Source organism: Mesorhizobium sp. LCM 4576, assembly GCF_001854815.1.
Lineage (GTDB): Bacteria > Pseudomonadota > Alphaproteobacteria > Rhizobiales > Rhizobiaceae > Mesorhizobium > Mesorhizobium plurifarium.
On sequence record NZ_MDDT01000024.1, the window covers coordinates 535,378 to 559,522 of the forward strand.

A 24,145-nucleotide genomic window follows, 5' to 3' on the forward strand; every position below is an offset into this window, starting at 1 on the left:
ACACTTTTGCGGAACCTGCTTGCGCGCAGAGAGGGTCTCATCACCAAATCATCCTTCCGGCGGGCAGTTCAACTCGAGCTTGGTGGCGAAGATCTTGCTCATGTCGGTGCCTGTCGGATCGTTGAAGAACGCGTCCGTCAGGGTCTTCTGGTTTTCCTTGATCGCCTCGTCCGGATCCGGCCGGATGACCTTCTTGGTGCATGTCGAGGGCAGGCCTTCGACGGTCATGTTGGCGTCGTCGGTGAAGTCGATCGCGGTGTAGAAGGTCGGATCGTAGACGCCGATGTCGATCTTGCCGGCGAGCTTGATCGGCGTCTTCGGCTGCGACTCGAACAGGATGATCAGCTGGTCGTTGTCGAAATTCGCCATCAGATGCGGCGGCGGCACCATGGGCACGTCCTTGCCGTCCTGGGTGACGAGCTGAAAGTAGTTGAACTCAGCCAGCGAGGAATGGACGGTGTCGGCCACTTCCTTGAGCTCTTTGTCGTCAAGTTTCAGATCGGAGTTCTTGTCGAACTCCATCATCACTGTACTCGAAAACAAATCGTCGAAGCGCCAAAGGTGGCGCAGCGCCGTCACACTTTGGTGATCCTGGCTGAGGATGACGTCGAGCCGGGCTTCGGCGAAGACATGCGGATGGACTTCAGCCTGCTCGACCGAGGCCAATGTGGCCGCAAGGGCCGAAGCCAGCATGGTTGCTTGCCGTTTCAGATGCATTCCGTGCCGCGATTCCATTGACTTCGGGAGCAAGCCCGAGGGTTGACATAAAGCGGGCGAAATTGGGACGCGCTTGGTTTCGATGCATGTCGTTCGCCCAAAACCGCTGCGCACTTTTGGGCGACATGCCTCAGCTTCACTTTGATGCGCGCCGCTGCGGGCGTCGAGGCGACAGGCATCAGGCGGTGTCGCGCGTCCTGAACCAGTGCACCAGGAAGTCGACGAAGACCCTTACCTTGGCCGGCAGATAGCGGCGGTGCGGGTAGACGGCGAAGATGCCGGTGCCGGCCAGGAGGCGGTCGTCGAGCGCTGTGACCAGCTTGCCGGACGCGACGTCGGGGGCGGCGATGAAATCCGGCAGCATGGCGAAGCCCAGGCCGGAGAGCGCGGCGGCTCTCGCCACGATCGGGCTGTTGACCTCGATCGGGCCCGACACGGCGACGCTGATGGATTCCTCGCCTTCGCCCTTGAAGCGCCAGTTGGYCAGCGAGCGGCCATTGGTGTCGACGATGCAGGGCATGTTGGCGAGATCCTGCGGCCGCGTCGGCGCGCCATGCTTGGCGATCAGCTCCGGCGAAGCGCAAAGCCTGACCGAGAACGGCGCCAGCCGCCGGGCGATCAGCGAGGAGTTCTCCAGCCGCGAGATGCGCACGGCAAGGTCGAAGCCTTCCTCGACAAGGTCGACGAAGCGGTCGTCGAGATGGATGTCGAGCACGATGTCGGGATGCTGCCTGGCGAAGTCGACCAGCGACTGGCCGATCGGCGCGTCGGCGAAGGTGCGGGCCRCCGACAGCTTGATCCTGCCGCGGACGTCGCCGGAAGACTGGCGCACCGCCTCGGCGAGGCTGTCGACCTCGCGCACGATCTCGGACGCGCGCTGATAATAGGTGTGGCCGGCTTCGGTCAGCGAGAATTGCCGCGTGGTGCGGTTCAAGAGCAGCGCGCCGAGCTCGTCCTCCAGCTCGCGCACATATTTCGACAACAGCGCCTTGGAGCGGCCGATCTTGCGCGCCGCGGCCGAAAAGCCTTCCGCTTCGACCACGTCGATGAAGGCGCGCATGCGGGTCAATGTATCCATGGTCAGACCTTTCGTGCCGCGTCGAGAATCCTGCGGCCGAGCCGTATCAGGGCAACGTCGCTGCCGGAAGGCCCGAGCAGCGAAAGGCCGAAGGGCGCGCCGTCTATCGCGCCGATCGGCAAGGTGATCTGCGGAAAGCCCGAAAGCCCGGAAAGGCACAAAAGATGCAGCGCCCTTTCGCGATAGACCTGGAACTGTTCGGGCGTGCTGGCGGCAAGCGGCGCCGCGCCTGGAACGGTAGGCAGGACCAGAAAGCCGTTGTTGCCGAGCAGGGCGCCAAGCTCAGCCCGGAAAGCCAGCCGCCGCGCCGCTTCGGTGGCGGCAGTTTTGGCATCTATTGTGCGGCCGAAGCCGAAACGCTCCTCGACCCCCGGACTGAGGCGGCCGCCGGCCGAGATCCAGGGGCCATGCTCGCGCCAGGCTTCGAAGGCCTGCAAGCGGCGGAAGCACCAGTAAAGCTCGTCGGGGAACGAGGCGAAGGCGTATTCGGTCTCCGCGGGCTGGCCGATGACGGCGGCGGCCAGCGCCTTCATGCGCTGATATTCGGCGGCTTCCGCCGGACCCGTCACGAAGGCGTCCAGCCAGCGGATCGACAGCGGGCGGTTGAGCGGRTGCTGTTGCGGATCGCGACCGAGCAAAAGCTTGCCGACCGCCTCATAGGTCTCGATGTCGTCGGCGAACCAGCCGAACGTGTCGAAGCTCGATGCCAGCTTCATCGCGCCGTCGAGCGAGATGCGGCCATGAGTGGTGCGCAGCCCGATCAGGCCGCAGAAACTCGCCGGCGCGCGGATCGAGCCGCCGGTGTCGGAGCCGGTGGCGATGTTCGCCAGTCCGCCGGCGACCGCGGCAGCCGAGCCGGAGGACGAACCGCCGGTGACGCGGTCGGGCGCGGCGGGATTGACCGGGAAGGGGAAATGCGCGTTCTGGCCGAACAGCGAGAAGGCCAGCTCGTCGGTCTGGGTCTTGCCGACGAATCGCGCGCCGGCATCGAGAATCGTCTGCACCGCTTCGGCCGTGCGCGAGGCGGCATGCGCCTCCTCGAATTTCTGCGGATTGCCGCAGCCGGTGCGGTAACCCGCGACGTCATAGATGTCCTTGACGGCCAGGCGCAGACCGGCGAGCGGGCCCAATTCCGCATTCGCCACAGGCATTTGGCGCAGATCGAGGAAGGCGTTCAGCGGTCCTTGAGTTCCTGGCATCGTTCGATTTCCGGATACGGTGCGACAAACATTGTTCGATGCCAGAAATTTTACAACCTGCGCTTACGATTTTTATTGATTGTGAAACCCTTCGCTCCTATATCGCGCTTGCCCAAAGTCGCACGTGCCTGTGGGTGTCCGCCGATCCTCGAATGGTGAGGGCAATCGGTAAGGTAACTGGAGCCAACCCCTCCAGTCGGTCAGTGRCCAACCACAAGACCGAGGACACCTTGAAGCAACGACGGTGCGGGCCTTTCTGGTTCTCTTCCGGTCGTCCAAAGACCGGGGTTACTAAAGAGGCACACCTTCATTGCCGGCAGTGCGGACGGGGTTCTCCCATCCAAGCCAAGGCAGACAAAGCGAACCGAGGCCGGGCAAGGCCAAGGTTCATCGCCGCGAGACGGCATTTCATGGTTCCGGGGTCTCCACCGGCTGGTTCCATGGATTTGACGTCCCGCCTTTGTTTGATCGCGTGTTCGCGAGGCCGACAGCTCGCGTCCGCACCCTTGTGCGCRCCGAAAGGCGTGATGGAGAGACCCCGATGGCCACCCAGCGCATCCTTGACTTCCTCGCCACCCGACGTCCGAACGGTCCCTGCCTCGTCGTCGACCTCGATGTCGTGCGCGACAATTTCCGCGCCTTCGAGAAGGCGTTGCCCGATTCCAAGATCTACTATGCGGTGAAAGCAAACCCGGCGCCGGAAATCCTGCGCCTCCTTGCTGCGATGGGCTCGTCCTTCGACACCGCATCGGTTGCCGAGGTCGAGATGGCGATGGATGCYGGCGCGCCGGCCGATCGCATTTCCTTCGGCAACACCATCAAGAAGGAGCGTGACATCGCACGCGCCTACCAGCTCGGCATCCGCCTCTACGCCGTGGACTGCGTCGAGGAGGTCGAGAAGATCGCCCGTGTCGCTCCCGGCTCGCGCGTGTTCTGCCGTGTGCTGACCGACGGCGAAGGCGCCGAGTGGCCGCTGTCGCGTAAGTTCGGCTGCGTGCCGGCGATGGCCGTCGACGTGCTGCGCCATGCCAGGGGCCTCGGCCTCGACGCCTATGGCGTGTCGTTCCATGTCGGCTCGCAGCAGACCGACCTGTCGGCCTGGGACCGCGCGCTGGGCGACGCCAAGAAGGTGTTCGCGACGCTCGCCGAGGAAGGCATCGTCTTGAAGATGGTCAATATGGGCGGCGGTTTCCCGACCCGTTACCTGAAGGACGTGCCGGTGGCGCAGGCCTACGGCCAGGCGATCTTCTCGGCGCTGCGCAAGCATTTCGGCAACGCGCTGCCCGAGACGATCATCGAGCCTGGCCGCGGCATGGTCGGCAATGCCGGCGTCATCAAGTCGGAAGTCGTGCTGATCTCGAAGAAGGCCGACAACGACAATGTGCGCTGGGTGTTCCTCGACATCGGCAAGTTCGGCGGTCTCGCCGAGACCATGGACGAGGCGATCCGCTATCCGCTGGTCACCCGCCATGACGGTTCGGAGACCGCGCCTTGCGTGCTCGCCGGCCCGACCTGCGATTCGGCCGACGTGATGTACGAGAAGACGCCTTATCCGCTGCCCTTGTCGCTGACCATCGGCGACGAGGTGCTGATCGAAGGCACCGGCGCCTACACGACCACCTATTCGGCGGTCGCCTTCAACGGCTTCGAGCCTCTCCGATCCTACGTGATCTGACCGGTTCGCAAGGACCGCTCAGATCATCCGGCGCGGGCGATGATGTCGCCCGCCCGGGCTCGCTTGTGGAACAGATCTCCGCTCGTGAAGGATCGCGGACATGGAATACCTGACCAAATCGGCCATGGTGGCCACCGAAATTGCCCCCTCGTCCGGACCGTCGGCTGAGCTTTTCTCCGCGGGGGAGAATGGCTCGACGGCAGTGCTTCTTGGCGCATTTTCTTACGGCGAACCGGTTTCCACTTCGCCTGAAAATGCGTTCGCGCCCTCCCTTGCCCTCAGGGCACAGGCTGGCTCGCGCAGCGCGCCGGACGAGGGGGCCGCCCAGGCGCCGGCTTTCGTCATCCTTGGYGAAGGCGCTGGCGACGTCGCGGCGCGCGAAGYGCTACTCGATCGTGCCATGGGGCCGAAGCGCAAGAAGAAGCCGTCCGAGAAGCTGCGGCGCGGCCGCCGGCCTTCGGAAGGCTTGGCCTTCGTCGCCCGCGATGCCTCGGGCGCGGTCGTCGGCACGGTGCGGCTGTGGGATGTGAGGCTGGGCGAGGGCGGTCCGGCCGCGCTGCTGCTCGGCCCTCTCGCGGTCGAGCCGGGCTTGAAGAGCGGCGGCATCGGCTCGGCGCTGATGCGGCACGCGGTCGCCGAGGCCGAGCGGCTCGGCCACGGCGCGATCCTGCTCGTCGGCGACGCGCCCTATTACGGGCGGTTCGGCTTCTCGGCCGACCGCACCGGGGCGCTCGCCATGCCTGGCCCCTATGAGCGGCATCGGCTTCTGGCGCTGGAACTGAGGGAAGGTGCTCTGGCCGGCGCCAAGGGCACGATCAAGGCCGCCGGCCGCAAGATCAAGGGACAGGCGCCGGGCTTCGTGGCGTGACGTCTACTATTCGACAAAAAACAACGCCGCCCGATGGGCGGCGTTGTTTTTTGCGAACGATCAGCCGAGCAGCTGGCTGAGCGCCATGGCGACCGTCATGTCGCCTTCGACCTTCAGCTTGCCGGCCATGAAGGCCATGGTCGGGTTGAGGTCGCCGGCGATCAGCGAATCCAGATCGTCGAGCGAGAGCTTGATGGTGCAGTCGGTCGGCGCGTCGGTGGTCGAGACGGTCGCGCCGTCGATGACGATGACGCCGTCGCTGCCGGTGTCGAACTTGACCGAATGCTCAAAGCCGGCGCTGGCCACGCGCGACTTGATCTTGTCGGCAATCTCCTGAACGCCCATGGCGGTTCTCCTCGTTGGTTGCGTTGACGCGCACCGGCGCTTGGCCGCTGGGCGAGGTAGGCGCGCCACGCCTAAGCGGCCGCCCATCACGGCGCATATAGCTTCGGGTTGACGTAAACGTCAACGCGGTCACCCTGCGTCATATCGCTTGGAGAGCTGTGCCATGTCTCCGACGGCTAGGCCGTCAATGCTCCGGCGCGGTCTTGAACGCCTTGGTCATCGCCGCCGCCGTTTCGCCGGCATTCCTGCGGCGGCGAAGCGCGTTGTCGCGGATATCGTCCTTGGAGAGGAAGTTGACCTGATCGATCAGCACCTCGTGCACCAGCTCGACGCCGACGCGTGTGTTGATGGTGTCGCGGATCGACTTGCGGAAGGCGTCGAGATCGATCGATCCCTTCTTGGTGAAATCGATCTGCGGGTTGGAATAGAGGTAGGAATAGACCTGGTCGGTCATCAGCGCCTGCGCGGGGACCGACAGCTTCTTTATCTCTGCCGGTTCCACCGTATAGACGAGCTTGGTGAGGAAATAGCCGTCGATCGAGCCGTCGCGCAGCAGCGGCACCGAGATCATGTCGGTCTTGACGTAGTCGAGGCCGCCCAGCATCGGCTTCGGCGGTTCGGCCGCGCCGCGCTGGCCTGCAGCCTGGAAGGAATAGAAGACCGCGCCGAGCGTCACGGCGCAAATCCACAGCGCGGCGGCGATGAATTTTATCACCGGGTCTTTCCTTGCGCCCCGATCATCTCAATCATGCCCGCGCCATGCCGAACTCGCCGGCCGAATAGGTGCCGTCGGTATCGGCGCGCTGGATGGCGTTCCTCAGAAGCGTGGCGACCTCGTTGACCGCGTTGAGATGGGCAAGGATCGCCGCTTCGTTCTTCGCCAGCTTCTGGCGCAGCCGCACCAGGCCTTCCTTATGCTGCTCGAGGAATTCGATCTCATTGGCGCCCTTCAAGGCGCGGTTGAGCTCGTAGAGGTACCGGCTCTTGCGCGCGTTCGAGGCCTTGAGGTCATAGGCCGTTCCGCTGCGGATACCAGCGGTCTCCTCGTCCACGACTTCCTCGATGCGRCCGATGATGGCGGCGAGGTTGCCGGGTCGTGCGGCGGCGGGCGCCTCCATTGCGTTGGTGCGCGCGGGAAGGTTGGAAAGGTCCGTTTGGTCGGCCATGTAGGTCCCTAGATCTTGATGTCCGTTTTTATGGTTGTGTCGTCGCCGGTCATCGACCGTGCGGCCTTGYGCTCAAGCTCCTCGACCATCGAGGTCGAAAGCCGGGTCTGCTGGTCGATCTCGGTTTTCTGCGGTCCGCCGGCAACCGGGCCGACCGGCACCTTGTGCTTGCCGTCGAGATAGTGGTCGGCAAGCATCGACCGGGCGATGCCGATGCCGCCATGCGCGGCCATGACATCGGCCACCTTTTCGGCAAGCTGCGACTTCCACATGTCGCCGGCCAGGCCCTTGCCGTAAACGCCCTCGGTGTCCTTGGGCATCATGTTCTGGATGAAGGTCGTCAGCACCATCGCCTCGAAGCGCTGGAACTTCTTCGCGGGGTTAGCGGCTTCCGCCTTGTCGGCCGTGGCGCGCGAGAGCACGGAACCGGCATCGACCGTTGCGGATGGATCGAGGGAGAAAGCGCCAGGCGCACTACCCGCGCGCCTGAGGAGCGCCGCCCGCGCGGYCTCGACATCGGCCGGCTCCGCTGCGCGGGCAACGTCCATGACGATGTCGCTGGGTGGGGAAATGGCCAAGAAAGTCCGCCTTTTGCCGGTTTTGTTATCCGCACAATGACTGAACAAGCTTGTGGCAGGCTTGCGAAGGTTAGCCGTCGGAAGTTCGCTTTTGCGTGATCAGGTCGAGCCGCTCGCGGTCGGAGCGCTCGCGCTCGTCGCGGCGGCGAACATCCTTGTAGGCGCGCTCGATCATGTTGGTGCGCGCCGTCGCGGTGGCGATCAGCGCGGCTTCCTGGCGCGCATTTTCGAGGTTCTGTTGCTGCCGGCCGAGCGCGTCGGTGATGCGCTTGTGGTAGAGCGCGGGAAAGAGGCCGGCGAGCGATTTATCGGTGTCGAAGCGCTCGATCAACTCCTTGGCCTCCGCTTCGGCCTTGACGGCTGCGGCGAGGAAGCCTGCATGGCGGGTCTCGTGCAGCGCTTTCAACTGCTCCTGGACCTTGACCAGCTTCTTCAGGCGGTCTTTGCGCGTGGTCATGGCTACCGCGCCAGCGTGAGGTCGACGAAGCCGTCGACGAACAGCGACAGCAGCGTGCCGACGGCGAAATAGAAGATGATCATGCCGCCGGCGATGACGAAGGGCAGCGAGATGAAATAGACCGGGATTTGCGGCGTCAGCTTGTTGACGAAGCCGATCGTCAGATTGACCAGGATGGCATAGGCGACGAACGGGCTGCCGAGCCGGATGACCAGGAAGAAGGCGTCCGACACGGTGTCGGTGACGTCGACGAGGGCCGCCTGCGGGTTGAAGAACACGTTGACCGGGGCGACCTGGTAGGAGGCGACGAGCGCCTTGACGATCTCGTGGTCGAAATCGAAGACGAAAAGCAGAAGCAGCGCCGAGAACGAGATGATGGCGGCAAGCGCCGCCTGCGGCTCGGGCTCCTCGATCGCCGGGCCGCCCGAGCCGCCATAGCCGATCAGCATGGCAATGGCCGAGCCCATGAAGCGCAGCGCCTCCATGTAGAGCCTGGTCATGGCCCCGATCAGCCCGCCGACCAGCAGCTCGGAGACGATCATCGGCGCGAGCACCTGCGGACGCGGATCGACGAAGGGGTAGATGCGGTCCCACAGGAAGGCGAGCAGACCGCCGGTCGCGGCCACCGAGACGAACAGCCGGATCTGGATCGGCACACGGGCGCTGGACAGGCCCGGCATCAGCATGAAGCAGGCGCCGATGCGGCAGAAGGCGAGGAAGGCGGCGATGACGACGCCTTGCGAGAGCGCGTTCACGAGATCGTTCCGAGCACCTTGATCTCGACGCCCTTGGCGATCTCGACATGGCTGAGAACGGGAAGCGTCGTGAACAGCCGCTCGATGATCATGCGCACATAGGGACGCGCGTCGGGCGCGGTGACGAGCACGAAGCRCTCGCCGGCCTCGAGATGCTTGCGGATCGCCTTTGTGGCGTCCTGGCCGAATTCCTCGAGCTGGCGCGGATCGATGTCGAACTCGCGCACCTCGCCTTTGGCGTCGCGCTTGAGGCTCTGGTGGAAGGCGAGGTCCCAACGGTTGCCCAGGCGCAGCACCTTGAGCATGCCGCCTTCGGAAAGGTCGCCGCAGATCTGCTGCGCCATCCGGATGCGGACATGCTCGACGATCTGCTCTGTGCGGCGCACATGCGGCGCGATCTCGGCGATGGCCTCGATGATCAGATGCAGGTTGCGGATCGAGACGCGCTCGGCGAGCAGCAGCTTCAGCACGGCCTGCAGGCCGGGGTAGGAGATGTGCGAGGTGYAGATCTCGTCGGCGAGCTTGCGGTATTCGGGGTCGAGCCGTTCGAGGAGCGCCTTCATGTCCTTGTAGGACAGGAGCTGCGGCAGATTGTTGCGGATCACCTCGGAGAGATGCGTGAGCAGCACCGACATGTTGTCGGCGAAGGTGAAGTTCTCGCGCTTCAGATCCTCGGCGAAGGTTTCGAGCACCGAATAGGCGCGCATGCCGAAAGCCGGCTCGCGGATTTCCTCGCCGGGGATCTCCGGCACGCCGCGCGTGCCGAGCAGCACCATGATCTCGCCGACGCGCATCTGGTATTCGGCGACGACCGTGCCGTGCACCTTGATCTGGTAGCTTTTCGGCGGAATGGCGAAGTCGTCGGCGACGCGCACCTCCGGCACGACGAAGCCGTATTGCTGGGCGAATTTTTTGCGCATCTTCGACATGCGGAACACCAGCTCCTGATGCGCCACCATCAGCCTGGTCGAAAGCTGCTTGCCGATCAGCAGCTCGATCTCCGCGGTGACCAGCGAGGCCTTGACCGAGTTCTTCTCCTCCTCGACCTTGTTGGCCTTCTCCTGCGTCTTCAGGGCCTCGGCGGCAGCGCGCTCGCGGCTTTGGCGCAGCGGGATGATGTAGCCGAGGCCGGCCATGCCGCCGGCGAGCGCGAAGAAGGGGAACAGCGGCAGGCCGGGCATCAGGCCGAGGATGACCAGCAGCGAGGCCGCGACATAGAGCGCGCGCGGGTGCGCGCCGAGCTGCCCGAACACCGCCTGGTTGGCCGAGCCGCGCGTGCCGCCCTTGGAGACGAGCATGCCGGCGGCGAGCGAAACGATGAGGGCCGGGATCTGGGTGACGAGGCCGTCGCCGACCGACAGCTTGATGAAGACGTCGGCCGCCTGGCCAAGGCCCATGCCGTGGCGCAGATAGCCGATGGCGATGCCGCCGACGATGTTGATGGCCGTGATGATGAGGCCGGCGATGGCGTCGCCGCGCACGAATTTCGAGGCGCCGTCCATCGAGCCGAAGAAGGAGGATTCCTCTTCCAGCTCGCGGCGACGCAACTGCGCCGTCTTCTCGTCGATCATGCCGGCGGAAAGGTCGGCGTCGATCGACATCTGCTTGCCGGGGATGGCGTCGAGGGTGAAGCGCGCGCCGACTTCGGCGATACGGGTGGCGCCCTTGGTGATGACGATGAAGTTCACCACGATCAGGATCATGAAGACGATGAGGCCGATGACGAAGTCGCTCGACATCACCAGCTTGGAGAAGCCGGAGATGACATAGCCGGCGGCATGCGTGCCCTCATTGCCATGCGACAGGATCATGCGCGTGGTGGCGATGTTGAGCGATAGCCGCAGCATGGTTGCGATCAGCAGCACTGTCGGGAAGGACGAGAAATCGAGCGGCCGCTGGATCCAYAGCGCCACCATCAGGATCAGCACCGAAAGCGCGATCGAGAAAGCGAGGCCGATATCGATGAGGAATGCCGGGATCGGCAGGAACAGCACCGCCAGGATGACGACGATGCCCAGCGCGAAAAAGACGTCGCGGCCGTTCTTCGCCACCAGGCCGGACGGGAGTGTTTCGCTGATCGCCATGTCGTCCCCAAATCAAGACCCGCCACGCATAGGGCAGGCCCTCGACCGTAATCCTCCAAGCTTGCGCGAAGGTGGGAGAGTGGCGAAGTGGGTTTTCAGGCCTTTGCTGCGTCCGTCGTCGCGACGGCGACCAGCCAGCGCCGCACGGCGCGTTCCTCCTCGGCGGAGAGGCCGGCGGTCAGCTCGCCTTCGAGCTTGTAGACGCGTTCCCGGCACTTCTTCAGCAGGGCGCGGCCGCTGTCCGAAAGGTCGAGGTGCTGGATGCGGCCGTGGACGGCGTGTGGCCGACGGACGAGGGAGCCGGCCTTTTCCAGATTGCCGACGATCACGCTCACCGTCTGCGGCGTCAGCACGGCCAGCCGGGCCAGGTCGGCGTTGGACAGGCCGGGATAGGCCGAGATCATGGTGAGGGCCGCGAACTGYGCCTGCGTCACGCCGAATTCATCCAGCGTCCGCTCCACCTTCAGGCGATAGGCGCCAGCCGCCTGTCGCAGCAGATAGCCCAGATAGCCTTGCTCGCCGCGCTTGCCTTCACCGGCGGACGGAATGGAGGGATTCCTCTTGCGCATGATATCAGTACTCTTATATGTTGTTCGTGCTCTGATATTACCGCATCAAGGGACGAAAGACGATGGGCTATCGTATTTTTCTTGCGGGCGCCTCGGGCGCGATCGGCCGCCGGCTGGTGCCGCAACTGGTGGCTGCCGGGCATCAGGTGACGGCGACGACGCGCCAGGCGRCAAGAGCCGAGGACMTWCGCGCRCTCGGCGCCGATCCGGTGGYGGTCGACGTGTTCGATGCYAACGCGCTGCGCGCGGCGGTCGTGGCAGCCAGGCCCGAGATCGTCATTCATCAGCTCACAGACCTGCCGGCAGGGCTCGATCCGTCTAAGATGGCTGAGGCAACCACCCGCAACGCCCGCATCCGTGACGAAGGAACCCGCAACCTCGTCGAAGCGGCGAAGGCTGCCGGGGCCAAGCGGCTGATCGCGCAGAGCATCGCCTGGGTCTATGCGCCGGGCGCAGAGCCGCATGCCGAGACGGATCCRCTGGACAGTGGTGCGGAAGGCGGCCGCGCCGTCAGCGTCGGCGGCGTCATCGCGCTGGAGAAACATGTGCTCGGCGCCTCGCCGATCACCGGCATCGTGCTGCGCTACGGCCATCTCTACGGTCCAGGCACCGGCACGGAAACCGCCGCGGAGCCGGCCGTCCATGTCGACGCCGCCGCTTATGCGGCGCTGCTTGCCGTCGAGCATGGAACGCAGGGCGCGTTCAATGTCGCGGAGCCGAACGGCCGGATCACGACCGACAAGGCCGTCGCCGAACTAGGCTGGCATGCTGGCTTTCGCCTAGCCGGATGAAAGGAGTTGCTGTCATGATCGAAGACGTTTCTTCACGCAGCCTTACGCTGCTCGGCGTCGTCGCCATCGCTGCCGGGTTGCTTGGCATGGCCCTTGTCCAGAACAACAGGGCAATCACCGCCGCAGGTGGAATGGACGCGCATATCCACATGATGGGAGCCGATGCGGGGGAAGGGGTGGCGGCGCGTCCGACCACCACGGTGAAGCCGCTGTCCTGCGAAAAACTGCCGAATGTTCCTGGGCATTCGATCACCACGGCGCTGGTCGAATTCCCGCCCAATGCCTACACGCCGCGACACCGTCATCCGGGCTCCGTCACGGCCTTCGTCATCAAGGGAGCGCTGCGCTCGCAGATGGAAGGYAGTCCGGCGGTGACCTACACTCAGGGCCAGACCTGGTTCGAACCGCCTGGCGCGATCCATTCTTTCGCCGAGAACGCCAGCGCCACCGAGCCGGCCGAGCTGCTGGTGATCTTCGTCGCGGAAGATGATTGCGGCCCTCTCACCATTCCCGTACCTGACTAAGTCTATCTCCTCGGTCGTACGACAAGTCTTGTTTAAGRCTAATTCGCGCAACGCCAAAATGGCGCCACAAGCGGTCGGCATTGCGGTTGCCACGCATAGCCGCCGCGCGTATCAGGCACGGCAGCTGTTTTCCTTTCGCATACCGGCGAGCCGTTCCGTTGCCTGCCAGAAACGACCCACAAGTCTACGCTCGCCGGCTTCGCGCGGTGCTGATCAGCTCGATCCCCGTGCTCGAGGCGCGCGGCATCGTGATCGTGCTGATGGCCGGCATGGTCGGCGCCATCGCGGGCGCGCTGGTCACCGGCATGRGCGGGCTGGTGCAAGYCATGCACTGGCTGCTGTTYGACGTGCAGCCGGGYGGGCGGCTTTCGGYGATGTTCTCGCTCGCCGATCCGACGCAGGCGATGTACCCGGCGATCGGCGGCCTGCTGCTCGGCCTTTCCGTCATCTGGCTCAGAAAGCGCAAGTTCCGCACGCCAGTCGACCYGATCGAGGCCAACGCGCTCTATGGCGGGCGCATGTCGCTCACCGATACCTTCATCATCGTGGCGCAAACGATGATCTCCAGCGGCTTCGGCGCCTCGGTCGGCTTGGAAGCCGGCTACACGCAGATCGGTTCCGGCATTGCTTCCCGGCTTGCCCGCGCCTTCCACCTGCGCCGCAATGATGTGCGCGTCCTGGTCGGCTGCGGTGCTGCCGGCGCGATCGCCGCCGCCTTCGACGCGCCGCTGACCGGCGCCTTCTACGGTTTCGAACTGGTCATCGGCATCTACTCCGTCGCCAACGTGGCGCCGGTGATGACGGCAGCGATCTGCGCCTCGCTAACGGCGGAAATGTTCGGCGGCGTGCCGTTCCCGCTGGAATTGTCGGGTTTGCCGAATCTGACCGCCAGCGAATATGTGCCGTTCCTGCTTCTGGGACTGCTCRGCGGAGCGGCCTCGATCGCCATCATGCATCTGGTGAGCATTATCGAGCGCGTCTTCGTGCGATTGTCGGTCGACGCGTCGGTCAGGCCCTTCATCGGCGGCATCTTCGTCGGCCTGCTCGGGCTGGTCACGCCGCAAGTGCTCTCCAGCGGCCACGGCGCGCTGCACCGCGAGTTCGCCATGAACTACGCGCTGCCGGTGGTGGCGAGCGTCTTCGTGCTGAAGCTGGCGGCCTCGGCCATCTCGCTCGGCTCCGGCTTCCGCGGCGGCTTGTTCTTCGCCTCGCTGTTCCTTGGAGCGCTGCTCGGCAAGGTCTTCGCCGGCGTCATGGCGATGACCGCGCCGTCGGCCGGCATCGATCCGGCGGTCGCCGCCGTCGTCGGCATGACCTCGCTTGCGGTCGGCGTCGTCGGCGGTCCGCTGACCATGACGTTCCTGGCGTTGGAATCGACCCGCGACCTGACGCTCACCGGCGTCGTGCTGGCGGCCTCGATCATGTCGGCCATCCTGGTGCGCGAGACCTTCGGCTACTCCTTCTCGACCTGGCGCTTCCATCTGCGCGGCGAGACGATCCGCAGCGCCCATGACGTCGGCTGGATGCGCAGCCTCACCGTCGGCTCGATGATGCGCAAGGATGTCCGCACCATCCCTGCCTCGACCACGCTCGCCGAATTCCGCAAGGAGGTCCCGCTCGGCTCCGGACAGCGCGTCATCGCCGTCGAGCAAGCCGACCAATATGTCGGCATGCTTCTGGTGCCGGAACTGCACAGCGATCGCTCCGACGGCGATACGCCGGTGAGCGCGCTGGCCCAATTCAAGGACGCGGTGCTGGTGCCTTCTATGAACGTCCAGACCGCGGCCGAGACCTTCCAGCGCACCGGGGCCGAAGAACTGGCGGTGGTCGAGGACTTCGACGAGCGCATCGTTCTCGGCCTGCTCACCGAAAGCCATCTGATGCGCCGTTACGCCGAAGAGCTCGACAAGGCGCGCCGCGACCTGTCGGGCGAAGGTTGACCCGAACGACAGCCCGGCCAATAAGACGTCATTCTTGGAAGCCACCCCATGCAAGTCAAGCGCAACGGCGATATCTCGTTCTGGTACGCGGATCTGGGGCATATCCCCGCGCCGCGTCCGCCTTTGCCGGGCGACATCGAGGCGGATGTCGCGATCGTCGGCGCCGGCTATACCGGGCTTTGGACCGCCTACTACCTGAAGAAGGCCAAACCATCGCTGCGCATCGTGTTGCTTGAACGCGAGTTCGCGGGCTTCGGCGCGTCGGGGCGCAATGGCGGCTGGCTGTCGGGCGGCTTCGGCTGGTCGCGCGAGAAATATCTCAAGACCTCGACCCGGCAAGGCGTCACCGCCATGCAGAAGGCGATGGCAGGCTGCGTCGACGAGGTGATCCGGGTGGCGACGGAAGAGGGCATCGATGCCGACATCCGCCGCGTCGACAATCTGACGGTCGCCACCAATCCGGCGCAGCTGGAACGCGTGCGCGAGGAATGCGAGACGATCCGCTCCTGGGACGCCGATCCCGAACGCATCGAGCTGCTCGACGCCGAGGCGACCCGGGCGCGCATCGACATCCGCAACGTCATGGGCGGCTTCGTCATCCACGGCCAGGCGCGCGTGCAGCCGGCCAAGTTGGTGCGAGGGCTGGCGGCGGCGGTCGAGCGTCTCGGCGTTTCGATCCACGAGAAGACGACCGTGACATCCATCGCCAAGGGCCTTGTGACCACGGACCGCGGCACGGTGCGGGCCGAAACCATCATCCGGGCGACGGAAGGGTTCACGGCCGGCATCCCTGGCGAGGAGCGGACATGGCTGGCGCTCAACAGCGCGCAGATCGTCACCGAGCCGCTGTCGGAAGAACTCTGGCGCAGGATCGGCTGGGAGGGGCACGAGCTGCTTGGCAATGCCGCGCATGCCTATTGCTATGCCCAGCGCACGCGTGAGGGGCGCATCACCATGGGCGGGCGCGGCGTGCCCTACCGCTACGGCTCGCGCACCGACGTCAACGGCCAGACGCAGCAGGCGACGATCGACCAGCTGCACACGATCCTGACGACGCTTCTGCCACAGACGGCGGGGTGCCGCATCGATCACGCCTGGTGCGGCGTGCTCGGCGTGCCGCGCGACTGGTGCACGACGGTCGGCCTCGATCCCGCGACGCGCATCGGCTGGGCCGGCGRCTATGTCGGGCTCGGCGTGTCGAGCTCCAATCTTTCCGGACGCACGCTGACCGATCTGGTGCTCGGCGAGAACACCGAGCTGACTCGGCTGCCCTGGGTCAACCGCAAAGTGCGGCGCTGGGAGCCGGAGCCGTTCCGCTGGTTGGGCGTCCATTCGATGTATCAGCTCTACCGCATCGCCGACCAGCGCGAGGCGGCTGGGCTTGCACACACTTCGAAGCTTGCCGCCATTGCCGACGCCATGACAGGGCATTGATCGGCCAGAAGATCAGTGATCGATCGGGCCCTTGGGCGATACAAGCGTCGTGCCGGCGGTGGTGGGGCGCTCGATCATACGGCGCACGCGCGGCGGCTCCTCGCCGCTGTGCAGCGCGCGGATGCGCTCGCCGACCAAGGCGTCGGCGTGGGTGGCGCGCCGGTTGTGGCGGATGTACTCGACCCAGGTCGGCGTGTGGTAGTGCTCGATCCATACGGATGGATACTCCAGATCGCGGGCGAGCGTCCAGTTGCGCGCGCCGTCACGGCGGCGGATGCGGCCGCGCTCGGCCATGGTCGCCAGGAACTCCGGCACGTCCTCTTCGCGGATGATGTACTCAATCATGATGGCGATCGGGCCGCTGCGCGGCTTGAGATCGAGCGACAGCATCGGCTCCTTGAAGCGGTTGAGCGGATCGAGGTTGAGGACCGTCTGCTTCGGCAGCGGCAGGAAGAAACCGATGGCTGCGCCGGCAAGCATGGCGATCGCCGCCGCGATCAGCGCAATCTCGGCGCCATGCGCGTCGGCGACGACGCCCCAGATCCAACTGCCCAGAGCGATGCCGCCGAAGGTCGCCGTCTGGTAGATCGACAGGACGCGGCCGACCACCCAGCGCGGCGTGGACATCTGCACCGTCACGTTGAAATGCGAGAGTGCGATCACCCAGCAGGCGCCGCCGATGAGCAGGCCCGCGGATGTCTGCCAGGCATTGTGGCTGATGGCGGCGTTGAGGGCRCAGAGCGCGAAGCCGGYAAAGGCCATGCGCACCATCGCCTCGCTGGACAGCAACTGCCTGAGCCRCACGCTGATCAGTGCGCCGCCGACCGCGCCAATGCCGAAGGCGCCGAGCATGATGCCATAGGTCAGCGCATCGCCCTTGACGACGTCGCGGGCCACCAGGGGAAGAAGCGCCAGCACCGCGCCGGCGCTGWAGCCGAACGCCGAGCCGCGGACCAGCACCTTGGCGATGTTGGGCGACATGGCGACATAGCGCAGGCCGGCGCCCATCGCGGCACCGAGCGACTCGCGCGGCAAGGTTTGCTCGGGCAGCGCCGGCCTCCAGCGGGCGAGCACGAGGATCAGGCCGATATAGCTGATGGCGTTGGCGGCAAAGGCTGCGGCCGCGCCGGCTGCGGCGACGATGATGCCGCCGATGGCCGGGCCGACGCTGCGGGTGATGTTGAAGCCCAGCGAGTTGAGCGCCACCGCCGCCGGCACCTTGGCGCGCGGCACCATGTCGCCGACCGAGGCCTGCCATGACGGGCTGTTCAGCGCCGTGCCGCTGTCGATCAGGAAGGTGAAGGCAAGCAGCGTCCAGGGCGTCATCCAGCCTTGCCAGGTGAACAAGGTGAGCAGCGCCGAGACGACCAGCATGAAGGTCTGCGCCACCAGCATCACCTTGCGGCGGTTGAAGCTGTCGGCGATGGCGCCGGCGACGAGCGCGAACAGCATGATCGGCAAGGTGGTCGAAGCCTGGACCAGCGCCACCTGATAGGGCGAGGTGGCGATCGTGGTCATCATCCAGGCGGCGCCGACGCCCTGGATCAGGCCGCCGAAATTCGACACCAGGCTGGCCGACCAGACGGCGCGGAAGATGCCATGCCGGAACGGCGCCAGCGCGGAGACGCGTTCGCTTTCCGGCTCGTCGTCGATCATGGTTGCGCCTTCGTCCGCTATTCAGGCTCGCCGCGCCTGAAGAGGCGGGCGACTCGCCAAAGAGTGCGACCCAACAATAGGACGRCAAAAGCGAAAATGCGTCGGCGAAGCTTTAGACCAAGCTTCTTGCCGGTCTGGATCAAAATTTCGCGATTTTCGCGCCTTCAGCCTCGGYCCAGCCTATCGTCTCGCTGCTCATGCAAGCGCAAGCGCTTGTCTGCTTCGCGTCAGAAGCCGTGTTCGATACGCTCGAAGATGACGTTGGTGAAGGCCGAGATCTGGCTGCCGATGAACGGCCCGGTCAGCGCTACCACCAGCATGATGGCGACGATCTTCGGCACGAAGGTCAGCGTGATTTCCTGGATCTGGGTCAGCGCCTGGATGAGCGCGATGCCGATGCCGACCACCATCGCCACAAGCACAACGGGGGCGGAAGCGGTGAGAACCGTCCACACCGCGTACTGGACGATATCGAGGGCATCGGCCTCATTCATCGGCTGGCCCTGCGCGAAACCGGTTAGGCGGCCGGCTTGATCGACACGCCCGCGCCGACCGGGACCTGGGTGCCGTCCTGCAGCACCGCGATCAGGCCGCTGCTGGAAAGCGTCACCGAAGCCACCGTGCCGGTGGTCTTGCCGTCGGCCGAGGTGATCGAGCGGCCGATCAGCGCGTCGGCCTGCGACAAGGCCGAGGACTGCATGATCTGGTCGAGCTTGGTGTTGGTCTGCACCGACTGCTCGACCTGGGAGAAGGTGGCGAGCTGGGCAACATATTGCGTCGAATCCATCGGCTTGGTTGGATCCTGGTTCTTCATCTCGGCGATCAGAAGCTTCRGGAACGACTGGTAGTCCACCGCCGTCTTAGAGGTCTGCTGGCTGGCCTGGTTGGCGCCAACCGGGATCGTTGTCGTCATGTCGACGGCCATCTTATGCTCCTACAGCCAGTGCGCGGGGCGTTTCGGGAATGTCGTCATTGTCCTCGAGCGCCTTGCGCTCGAGCGGATAGAGYGCGCGGATCGCTTTCAGCGCCTCATAGATATCGTCCTCGCCGACCATGCGGTCGATCTGCTTCAGGCTGTTGCAGATGTCCTGGTTGTCGAAGCTCGCGWTCAGCATCGGCAGCGAGCGGCGGAACATGTCGCGCGCCTCCGCGGCGCCTGCCGGGTTGATCAGCATGATCTGCACGATGAAATAAAGCTGCCTGAGCGGCGTCGAGGCCTGGTCGGCCTGGATGACGTGGCTTTCGAGCAGGAACTGCACGTCGTTCATCAGCTCGATGGTGACCTTGCGGTCGACGCGGATGACAGCGCCGTTGATGTAGATCTTCTCGTTGGGCTTCAGCGAGATCTTCAGCGTGTTGGTCATTGGATGCCGTCTCGGATGATCTGGGAGACCTCGATCAATCCTTCGAAATTGTTGGTGCGGCCCTGGCGGATGTCTTCCGTCTCGCGCAGCAGCCACAGGCCGATCGAGATCAGGTTGGCGCGCAGTTCCTTGGGGAGCGCGTTGTCGCTGGAGCCGAGATCCTCGACGAAGGTGGTCCAGATGCGGTTGGTGAAATGCAGCRCTTCGACCGCTTCCATCGATTCGGTGCCGACGGCGGCTGCCRCTGCCAGCATGTCGATCGATCGGGTGAGCAACTGTCGCTCCCGGTCCTTGGCATCGGCGACGGAGTCGGTCTGGATGTCGGCGTAGGAGAATTGATACATCGTCGGCGCTCTGGCGTTCCGGTTTAGGTGTTCAAGTCAGATAGTTGAGCAGGCTGAGYTGCTGCAAACGCGCGGTCAAGGCGAAGGACGTCTCGATGTGCTGCGTCAGGTCGGCGACGCGAGTCGCGGCCTCCGACGGATCGACGCCCTCGAGATCGACGATATGCTTCTCGAAGAGGTCGACCTGGGTTTTCATGCGGTCGCTGGCATCGGACACGCGTTGCTGGGCAATGCCAGTCTCGGCCCGTATCTGGGTAATGCCGCCGATGGCTTCGCCGACCAGCGTCTGGGCGCGGCCGACGACGGCGTTCTGGGCGGCCTCGCTGATATTGCCGGTGAGCAGGCTGCTTACCATGGCGGACGCCATGGCAAGCTTGCGGATGCCCTGCTCATTGGCGCTGACCGAAGTCTGGGTGGTCTCGTTGAGCGAGATGCGGCTGGTGATCTGGTCGTCGGTGGCGCTCGACCAGTTGGYTTGCCAGCCGGCGCCCAGGAATTGCGGCTCGACCTGTGTGGTGATGAAGTTGTCCATCTGCGCGGCGGTGATGTTGGCCGCCGCCGGGTYGGTCTGGGCAAAGCCGAAATAGCTCGAAAAGGCGGCGTCGAAGGCGGCCTTGGCCGGCGAGCCGGCGGCGTTGAAATCGTCGATCGGCTTGACGTCGGTGTTGGTGCCGGCAAACAGATATTCGCCGTTGACGCTGGTGTTGAGGATGCCCGTCATCTGCTGCAGCGCCGAGGCGCCGGCGGTCTGCAGGATGCTGGTCGAGGAGTCGCCCGAGACGCCGCTGGTCAGCGCCGACAGGAAGCTCTGGGCGGTATCGGCGATCTGGCCGAGCGAATCCTGGGTCGATGTCAGGCGCGCCGAGACGAGCGCGTTGGAATCGACGATGCCGTTCAGCCGGTCGAGATCGCGCTGGAAGGTGACGGCCTGGGTCGTGCGGGCGCCAAGCGCCAGGCCGACATCGGCGACCGTGCCGGTCTGCGATTCCTTCGTCGCCTTGACGAGGTCGGCCTGCATCTTCGCCTGCTGGTAACGCAGCGCGTTGGAAATGGCAGCAGAGGAAACGCCTGTCGCTTTCATGAATTATCCCACCGCGCTCATCAGAGCGTCCAGCATATCGCTTACCGTCTTCATCATATGCGCCGAGGCCTGATAGGTGTGCTCGAGGTCGAGGAGCAGGGACATCTCCTGGTCGACATTGACCCCGGTGTCGTTGGACAGCGCCTCGGCCGTGCGCGCCGCAAGCGCCTGCTTGCTGTCGGCATTGGCCGAGGCCTGCTGGCGCACGCCTTCGAACCAGCCGATGGCATTGGCCGCATAGTCGGAGACGCCGGAGCTGACGGTGATGCCGGCCGAGCTGTCGAAGGTCATCGGCTGATCAAGCTTGCTGGAGTAGCCGATCAGAAGGTCCGCATAGGATGCGCCRCCGCCGCCGTTGGCGACATAGGCCACGCCGTTGGCGCCGCCGTCGCGCAACAGCGCGGGGTTGCCGCCGGCGCTCGGATCGAAGGCGGCGTTGACGCTGATCGTGCCGGCGAGGCCGTCGACCAGCGTGCCGGCAGCCGGAATCGCCGGCGCACCCGACCATGTGAACAGGCCGGTCGCATTGGGCTGCGATGGCGCGGTTTCGGCAAATGCAGTGACGAGGCCGCGCGCGATTTCGTCGAGCTGGCTCTGCATGGTCGAGGCGACGCCGTCGCGCAGCTTCAGAAGGCCCGCAAGCTTGYCGTCGGCGGTGGAGTTGTCGCCGGTGCCCGCCGAGACCGGCACGTTGTCGATATAGACGGTGTTGCCGGCCGTGCCGGCCGAATAGCCGGACGACGGCGTGAAGGTCACCGAGCGCGGCACGGTCTCGAACAGCGTTGTGCCGTCCTTGGTGGTGATGACCATGTCGTTGTCGCCGCGCGTGAAGGTCGAGACGGGAACATACTCCGATATCTTCTTCAGGAGAGCGTCGCGCTGGTCGAGCGCGTCAGAGACGTCGGTGCCGGAACGCGTGCCCGAGATGACCGCTTTGTTGGCGTCCTGGAACTGGCTGAGCAGCGAGTTGAGATCGTCGACGGYAGTGGCGATCTGGCTGTCCGCCTGGGTGCGGAAATCCTGGATCGCCTGGGTGCCGCTGTTCAGCGAATTCACCACTTGCTTGGCGGAGTCGACGAYGCTGGTGCCCAGGTTCTGGTTCGACGGCGTGGTGGCGTAGAGCTGCAGAGCTTTCTGCAGGTTGGCGATCGCGGTGGAGGGGGACGACGCATTGTCGACCCCGTTGACCGACAGATCGAGCTGATCCATGCCGTCGTAAAGCGCGCTCTGGCCGCTCCATGYCGACAGCGCCGAGAGGTTCTGCCGGAACAGAAGATCATTGGCGGCGCGCTGGATTTCCACCGCCCTGGCGCCGGGCGCCGTGCTGGTCACCACGGCGATGCGGCGGGTGTAGTCCGGGTTCGACGCATCGGCCACATTGCGCGATACGACGCTGGTTTGCTTGGACGTGGCCAGGAGCGCCGACTGGGCAATGCTTAGTGCGGAGGAAAGCGACATGCTGATCTTTCACGGGCGGCGCCCGTCGTTTATCTCTTCAGGTTGACGAGGACGTCCATCAGGTCCGAACCGGTCTGGAAGACCTTGGAATTGGCGGTGTAGCTGCGCTGCGCCGCAATCATGTTGGTCAGCTCCTCGGCGATATCGACGTTGGAATTTTCGAGCGCTCCGGAGACGATGGAGCCGAGCTTGCCTTCATTGGCAAAGCCGATGCGCACGGCGCCGGAGTCGGGGCTCTGCACATAGACGTTGCCGGGCATTGCGGTGAGGTTGTCGGGGCTCTGAACGTCGGCCAGCGGGATTTTGTACAGCGCCTTGGTYGACCCGTCCGCGAACTGCGCGTAGATGACGCCGTCCTGGCCGATCTGGACCTTCTGGATGGAGCTCGGCGCGTTGCCGTTGACCTTGGCGTCGGCGACGGTGAAGCCGGTGCCGAGCTGGGTCACCTTGGAGAGATCGAGGTTCAGCGTCGAGCCGCCCGGCACGGTGAAGGAGATGCTGTCGGTTGCGCCGGTGAGCTTGCCCGTGGTGGTGTCGAAGGTGAGGTTCGTCGATGCCAGCGCGCCGCCGGTATAGGGGAAGGAAGTGCCGGGAGTCGCCTTCGACTGGTCGAAGACCGAGACTTGCCAGGTGCCGGCGCCGGTGTTGGTGAAATAGACGTCGAGCAGCTTCTTGTTGCCGAGATCGTCATAGGCGACCAGCGACGTTTTCGACGTGTACTGGGCCGAAGCGCTGTTGGTCGAGGGCAGGCTGCCGGCCGCGACGGGAGTGGCGCCTGCCGGCAGGTTGCCGCTGAAGACGCCTTCCGTGCTCGGCGTCGCCGTCATTTCCTGGTCGGAGATCTGTACCGGCACGAGGCCTTCGAAGCCGTTGGCGGTCGCTGCCGGCTCGCCATTGGCGTAGCTGTAGGCCATGAGCTGGTAGCCCGCGGCATTGACCAGCCGGCCCTGCGCGTCCGGTACGAAGGAGCCGGCGCGGGTGAGGTAGGGTGTGCCGCTGGCGTCCTGCACGACGAAGAAGCCGTCGCCGTTGACGGCAAGGTCGGACACCGAGGTGGTGTAGGTCATGACGCCCTGCGTGCTGACGGCCGAGCGGATCGTCGTCGTCACGCCGCCGGAATTATAGGCGCCGCCGGTGCCGGGCATGATCAGGGACGAGAACTCGGCCGAAGAGCGCTTGTAGCCGGTGGTGTCGGAGTTGGCGATGTTGTCAGCCACCGCGGACAAGCGGTTGGCCTGCGCGTTCATACCGGAAACGCCGGTCCGCATCATTCCGTAGAGGCTCATCGATGGATCTCCGCAGTGCCTGGGTAGGAGGCCATGAAACTATGCCTCGTGTCTTGCGCGAGGCTGGCGCGGGATGGGCCTTGGGCGGCCATCAGAACACCAGCCGATAGCCGAGGAACCTCTTGGAATCGATTGGATCGTGGCCGAGCTTCTCACGCAGCTTCTTGCGCAGCTTCGAGATGTGGCTCTCCACCACGTTCTCCTCGACCTCTTCGTCGAAGATGCCATAGATGGCGTTGAAGACCTGCGTCTTGGTCACGCGCCGGCCGCGGTTGCTGGCCAGGTATTCCAGGATGCGCCGCTCGCGCCGCGGCAGCGGCAGCGGCTCGCCGTCGATCTCCGGATCGCGGCCGTCCATGAAGATGCGCATCGAGCCGACTTCGGTGTACGCGGCCTCTTCGGAGCCGCGGCGGCGGATGGCGGTGATGCGGGCGAGGATCTCGCGGATATGGACCGGCTTGCGGACGACATCGTCGACGCCGCTTTCGAACAGCCGCAACGTATGTTCGAGCGAGTGCTGTTCGCTGAGCGCGATCACCGGCGCGCCGGTGCGGTCGCGGATCTGGCGCGGCGATATCGCGCCGTCGCGGCAGTCGCCGATGAGAAAGGCCCTGACGGATCTGAGATCGGTGTCGGCGGCGGAACTCACCCACTCGCCGAATTCGCCTGGCGCGAAGCCGGCCGTGGCTACTCCCTCGCGATCGAAAAGTGAAGAGTAGCCCTCTGTCACGAGCTCTCGCTCGTCAACGATCACGATCATCGGCCCGCCCTCCGAA

General features: G+C 65.1%; 26 protein-coding genes. 6 read left to right on the forward strand and 20 right to left on the reverse strand.

Annotated elements, in window-relative coordinates; all coding sequences use genetic code 11:
* Positions 1-48: 48 nt before the first annotated feature.
* The 3 genes from LCM4576_RS15555 to LCM4576_RS15565 all read right to left on the reverse strand — a co-directional run bounded on the left by LCM4576_RS15555 (position 49) and on the right by LCM4576_RS15565 (position 2,994).
* Positions 49-717, reverse strand: a complete 669-nt coding sequence (locus tag LCM4576_RS15555) for a DUF1007 family protein (protein WP_040990029.1) — start codon at positions 715-717, stop codon at positions 49-51.
* A gap of 178 nt (positions 718-895) precedes the next feature.
* Positions 896-1,795, reverse strand: a complete 900-nt coding sequence (locus tag LCM4576_RS15560) for a LysR family transcriptional regulator (RefSeq protein WP_071032964.1) — start codon at positions 1,793-1,795, stop codon at positions 896-898.
* Between the two features lie 2 nt (positions 1,796-1,797).
* Positions 1,798-2,994 carry an amidase gene (locus tag LCM4576_RS15565; RefSeq protein WP_071032966.1) on the reverse strand — a complete coding sequence of 399 codons (1,197 nt, stop codon included), beginning with the start codon at positions 2,992-2,994 and terminating at the stop codon, positions 1,798-1,800.
* Between the two features lie 541 nt (positions 2,995-3,535).
* On the opposite strand from LCM4576_RS15565, the gene odc2 reads away from it, so the two are divergent.
* Together odc2 and LCM4576_RS15575 are read left to right on the forward strand one after the other, a co-directional pair.
* Positions 3,536-4,669, forward strand: a complete 1,134-nt coding sequence (odc2, locus tag LCM4576_RS15570; protein ID WP_040990024.1) for an ornithine/lysine decarboxylase — start codon at positions 3,536-3,538, stop codon at positions 4,667-4,669.
* A 343-nt stretch (positions 4,670-5,012) separates the two neighbouring features.
* A complete protein-coding gene (locus LCM4576_RS15575) occupies positions 5,013-5,537 on the forward strand; it encodes a GNAT family N-acetyltransferase (RefSeq protein WP_071033164.1) in 525 nt (174 codons plus the stop codon).
* A gap of 60 nt (positions 5,538-5,597) precedes the next feature.
* Here the strand turns inward: LCM4576_RS15575 and LCM4576_RS15580 are convergent, their stop codons facing one another.
* From LCM4576_RS15580 to LCM4576_RS15615, 8 genes are all read right to left on the reverse strand, one after another.
* Complete coding sequence (locus LCM4576_RS15580) at positions 5,598-5,882, reverse strand: SCP2 sterol-binding domain-containing protein (protein WP_040990022.1); 285 nt, start codon at positions 5,880-5,882, stop codon at positions 5,598-5,600.
* Between the two features lie 184 nt (positions 5,883-6,066).
* Positions 6,067-6,597 carry a hypothetical protein gene (locus tag LCM4576_RS15585; RefSeq protein WP_041012660.1) on the reverse strand — a complete coding sequence of 177 codons (531 nt, stop codon included), beginning with the start codon at positions 6,595-6,597 and terminating at the stop codon, positions 6,067-6,069.
* Between the two features lie 31 nt (positions 6,598-6,628).
* A complete protein-coding gene (locus tag LCM4576_RS15590) occupies positions 6,629-7,048 on the reverse strand; it encodes a hypothetical protein (RefSeq protein ID WP_071032968.1) in 420 nt (139 codons plus the stop codon).
* 8 nt (positions 7,049-7,056) lie between these two features.
* On the reverse strand, positions 7,057-7,596 hold the full coding sequence (locus LCM4576_RS15595; protein WP_083361406.1) for a rod-binding protein: 540 nt from the start codon (positions 7,594-7,596) through the stop codon (positions 7,057-7,059).
* Between the two features lie 100 nt (positions 7,597-7,696).
* Positions 7,697-8,083, reverse strand: coding sequence for a hypothetical protein (locus LCM4576_RS15600; protein WP_071032972.1), 387 nt, complete (start codon positions 8,081-8,083; stop codon positions 7,697-7,699).
* Between the two features lie 2 nt (positions 8,084-8,085).
* Positions 8,086-8,838, reverse strand: coding sequence for a flagellar biosynthetic protein FliR (gene fliR / locus LCM4576_RS15605; protein WP_040990013.1), 753 nt, complete (start codon positions 8,836-8,838; stop codon positions 8,086-8,088).
* The gene (gene flhA, locus LCM4576_RS15610; protein WP_071032974.1) at positions 8,835-10,922 is read right to left on the reverse strand and encodes a flagellar biosynthesis protein FlhA; all 2,088 of its coding nucleotides are present in this window, start codon (positions 10,920-10,922) and stop codon (positions 8,835-8,837) included. The genes fliR and flhA overlap by 4 nt, the downstream gene beginning before the upstream one ends.
* A 95-nt stretch (positions 10,923-11,017) precedes the next feature.
* Positions 11,018-11,491 (reverse strand): MarR family winged helix-turn-helix transcriptional regulator, encoded by a 474-nt coding sequence (locus LCM4576_RS15615; protein ID WP_052468314.1) that lies wholly within the window; start codon positions 11,489-11,491, stop codon positions 11,018-11,020.
* Positions 11,492-11,553: 62 nt separating this feature from the next.
* Here LCM4576_RS15615 and LCM4576_RS15620 point away from each other — a divergent pair, with 62 nt between their 5' ends.
* The 4 genes from LCM4576_RS15620 to LCM4576_RS15635 all read left to right on the forward strand — a co-directional run bounded on the left by LCM4576_RS15620 (position 11,554) and on the right by LCM4576_RS15635 (position 16,180).
* Complete coding sequence (locus tag LCM4576_RS15620) at positions 11,554-12,282, forward strand: NAD(P)-dependent oxidoreductase (protein ID WP_071032975.1); 729 nt, start codon at positions 11,554-11,556, stop codon at positions 12,280-12,282.
* Between the two features lie 14 nt (positions 12,283-12,296).
* Positions 12,297-12,806 (forward strand): cupin domain-containing protein, encoded by a 510-nt coding sequence (locus tag LCM4576_RS15625; RefSeq protein ID WP_071032977.1) that lies wholly within the window; start codon positions 12,297-12,299, stop codon positions 12,804-12,806.
* A gap of 158 nt (positions 12,807-12,964) precedes the next feature.
* Positions 12,965-14,746: a chloride channel protein gene (locus tag LCM4576_RS15630; RefSeq protein ID WP_071032979.1), complete on the forward strand. Its 1,782-nt coding sequence runs from the start codon at positions 12,965-12,967 to the stop codon at positions 14,744-14,746.
* 48 nt (positions 14,747-14,794) lie between these two features.
* Positions 14,795-16,180 carry an FAD-binding oxidoreductase gene (locus LCM4576_RS15635; protein WP_071032981.1) on the forward strand — a complete coding sequence of 462 codons (1,386 nt, stop codon included), beginning with the start codon at positions 14,795-14,797 and terminating at the stop codon, positions 16,178-16,180.
* Positions 16,181-16,192: 12 nt separating this feature from the next.
* On the opposite strand, the gene LCM4576_RS15640 is transcribed toward LCM4576_RS15635, so the two are convergent.
* From LCM4576_RS15640 to LCM4576_RS15680, 9 genes are all read right to left on the reverse strand, one after another.
* On the reverse strand, positions 16,193-17,836 hold the full coding sequence (locus LCM4576_RS15640) for an MFS transporter (protein WP_071032983.1): 1,644 nt from the start codon (positions 17,834-17,836) through the stop codon (positions 16,193-16,195).
* Positions 17,837-18,063: 227 nt separating this feature from the next.
* Positions 18,064-18,330: a flagellar biosynthesis protein FliQ gene (gene fliQ, locus LCM4576_RS15645; protein ID WP_040989996.1), complete on the reverse strand. Its 267-nt coding sequence runs from the start codon at positions 18,328-18,330 to the stop codon at positions 18,064-18,066.
* 23 nt (positions 18,331-18,353) lie between these two features.
* Complete coding sequence (gene flgD / locus LCM4576_RS15650) at positions 18,354-18,761, reverse strand: flagellar hook assembly protein FlgD (RefSeq protein ID WP_071032985.1); 408 nt, start codon at positions 18,759-18,761, stop codon at positions 18,354-18,356.
* Position 18,762: 1 nt separating this feature from the next.
* The gene (gene flbT, locus LCM4576_RS15655; protein ID WP_071032987.1) at positions 18,763-19,200 is read right to left on the reverse strand and encodes a flagellar biosynthesis repressor FlbT; all 438 of its coding nucleotides are present in this window, start codon (positions 19,198-19,200) and stop codon (positions 18,763-18,765) included.
* Positions 19,197-19,544: a flagellar biosynthesis regulator FlaF gene (gene flaF / locus LCM4576_RS15660; RefSeq protein ID WP_071032988.1), complete on the reverse strand. Its 348-nt coding sequence runs from the start codon at positions 19,542-19,544 to the stop codon at positions 19,197-19,199. Before flaF ends, flbT begins: the two co-directional genes overlap by 4 nt.
* A 31-nt stretch (positions 19,545-19,575) precedes the next feature.
* Positions 19,576-20,625, reverse strand: a complete 1,050-nt coding sequence (locus tag LCM4576_RS15665) for a flagellar hook-associated family protein (RefSeq protein WP_071032990.1) — start codon at positions 20,623-20,625, stop codon at positions 19,576-19,578.
* 3 nt (positions 20,626-20,628) lie between these two features.
* Positions 20,629-22,083 (reverse strand): flagellar hook-associated protein FlgK, encoded by a 1,455-nt coding sequence (flgK, locus tag LCM4576_RS15670; RefSeq protein ID WP_071032992.1) that lies wholly within the window; start codon positions 22,081-22,083, stop codon positions 20,629-20,631.
* 29 nt (positions 22,084-22,112) lie between these two features.
* Positions 22,113-23,369 carry a flagellar hook protein FlgE gene (locus LCM4576_RS15675; protein ID WP_071032993.1) on the reverse strand — a complete coding sequence of 419 codons (1,257 nt, stop codon included), beginning with the start codon at positions 23,367-23,369 and terminating at the stop codon, positions 22,113-22,115.
* Positions 23,370-23,460: 91 nt separating this feature from the next.
* A complete protein-coding gene (locus LCM4576_RS15680) occupies positions 23,461-24,129 on the reverse strand; it encodes a response regulator transcription factor (protein WP_040989981.1) in 669 nt (222 codons plus the stop codon).
* Positions 24,130-24,145: the final 16 nt, after the last annotated feature.

Bases quoted from the DNA above. Each gene is read 5' to 3' on its own strand.
- LCM4576_RS15580 (WP_040990022.1), bottom strand. From the start codon at position 5,882: ATGGGCGTTCAGGAGATTGCCGACAAGATCAAGTCGCGCGTGGCCAGC.
- fliQ (WP_040989996.1), bottom strand. From the start codon at position 18,330: ATGAATGAGGCCGATGCCCTCGATATCGTCCAGTACGCGGTGTGGACG.
- LCM4576_RS15600 (WP_071032972.1), bottom strand. From the start codon at position 8,083: ATGACCACGCGCAAAGACCGCCTGAAGAAGCTGGTCAAGGTCCAGGAG.
- LCM4576_RS15555 (WP_040990029.1), bottom strand. From the start codon at position 717: ATGCATCTGAAACGGCAAGCAACCATGCTGGCTTCGGCCCTTGCGGCC.
- LCM4576_RS15680 (WP_040989981.1), bottom strand. From the start codon at position 24,129: ATGATCGTGATCGTTGACGAGCGAGAGCTCGTGACAGAGGGCTACTCT.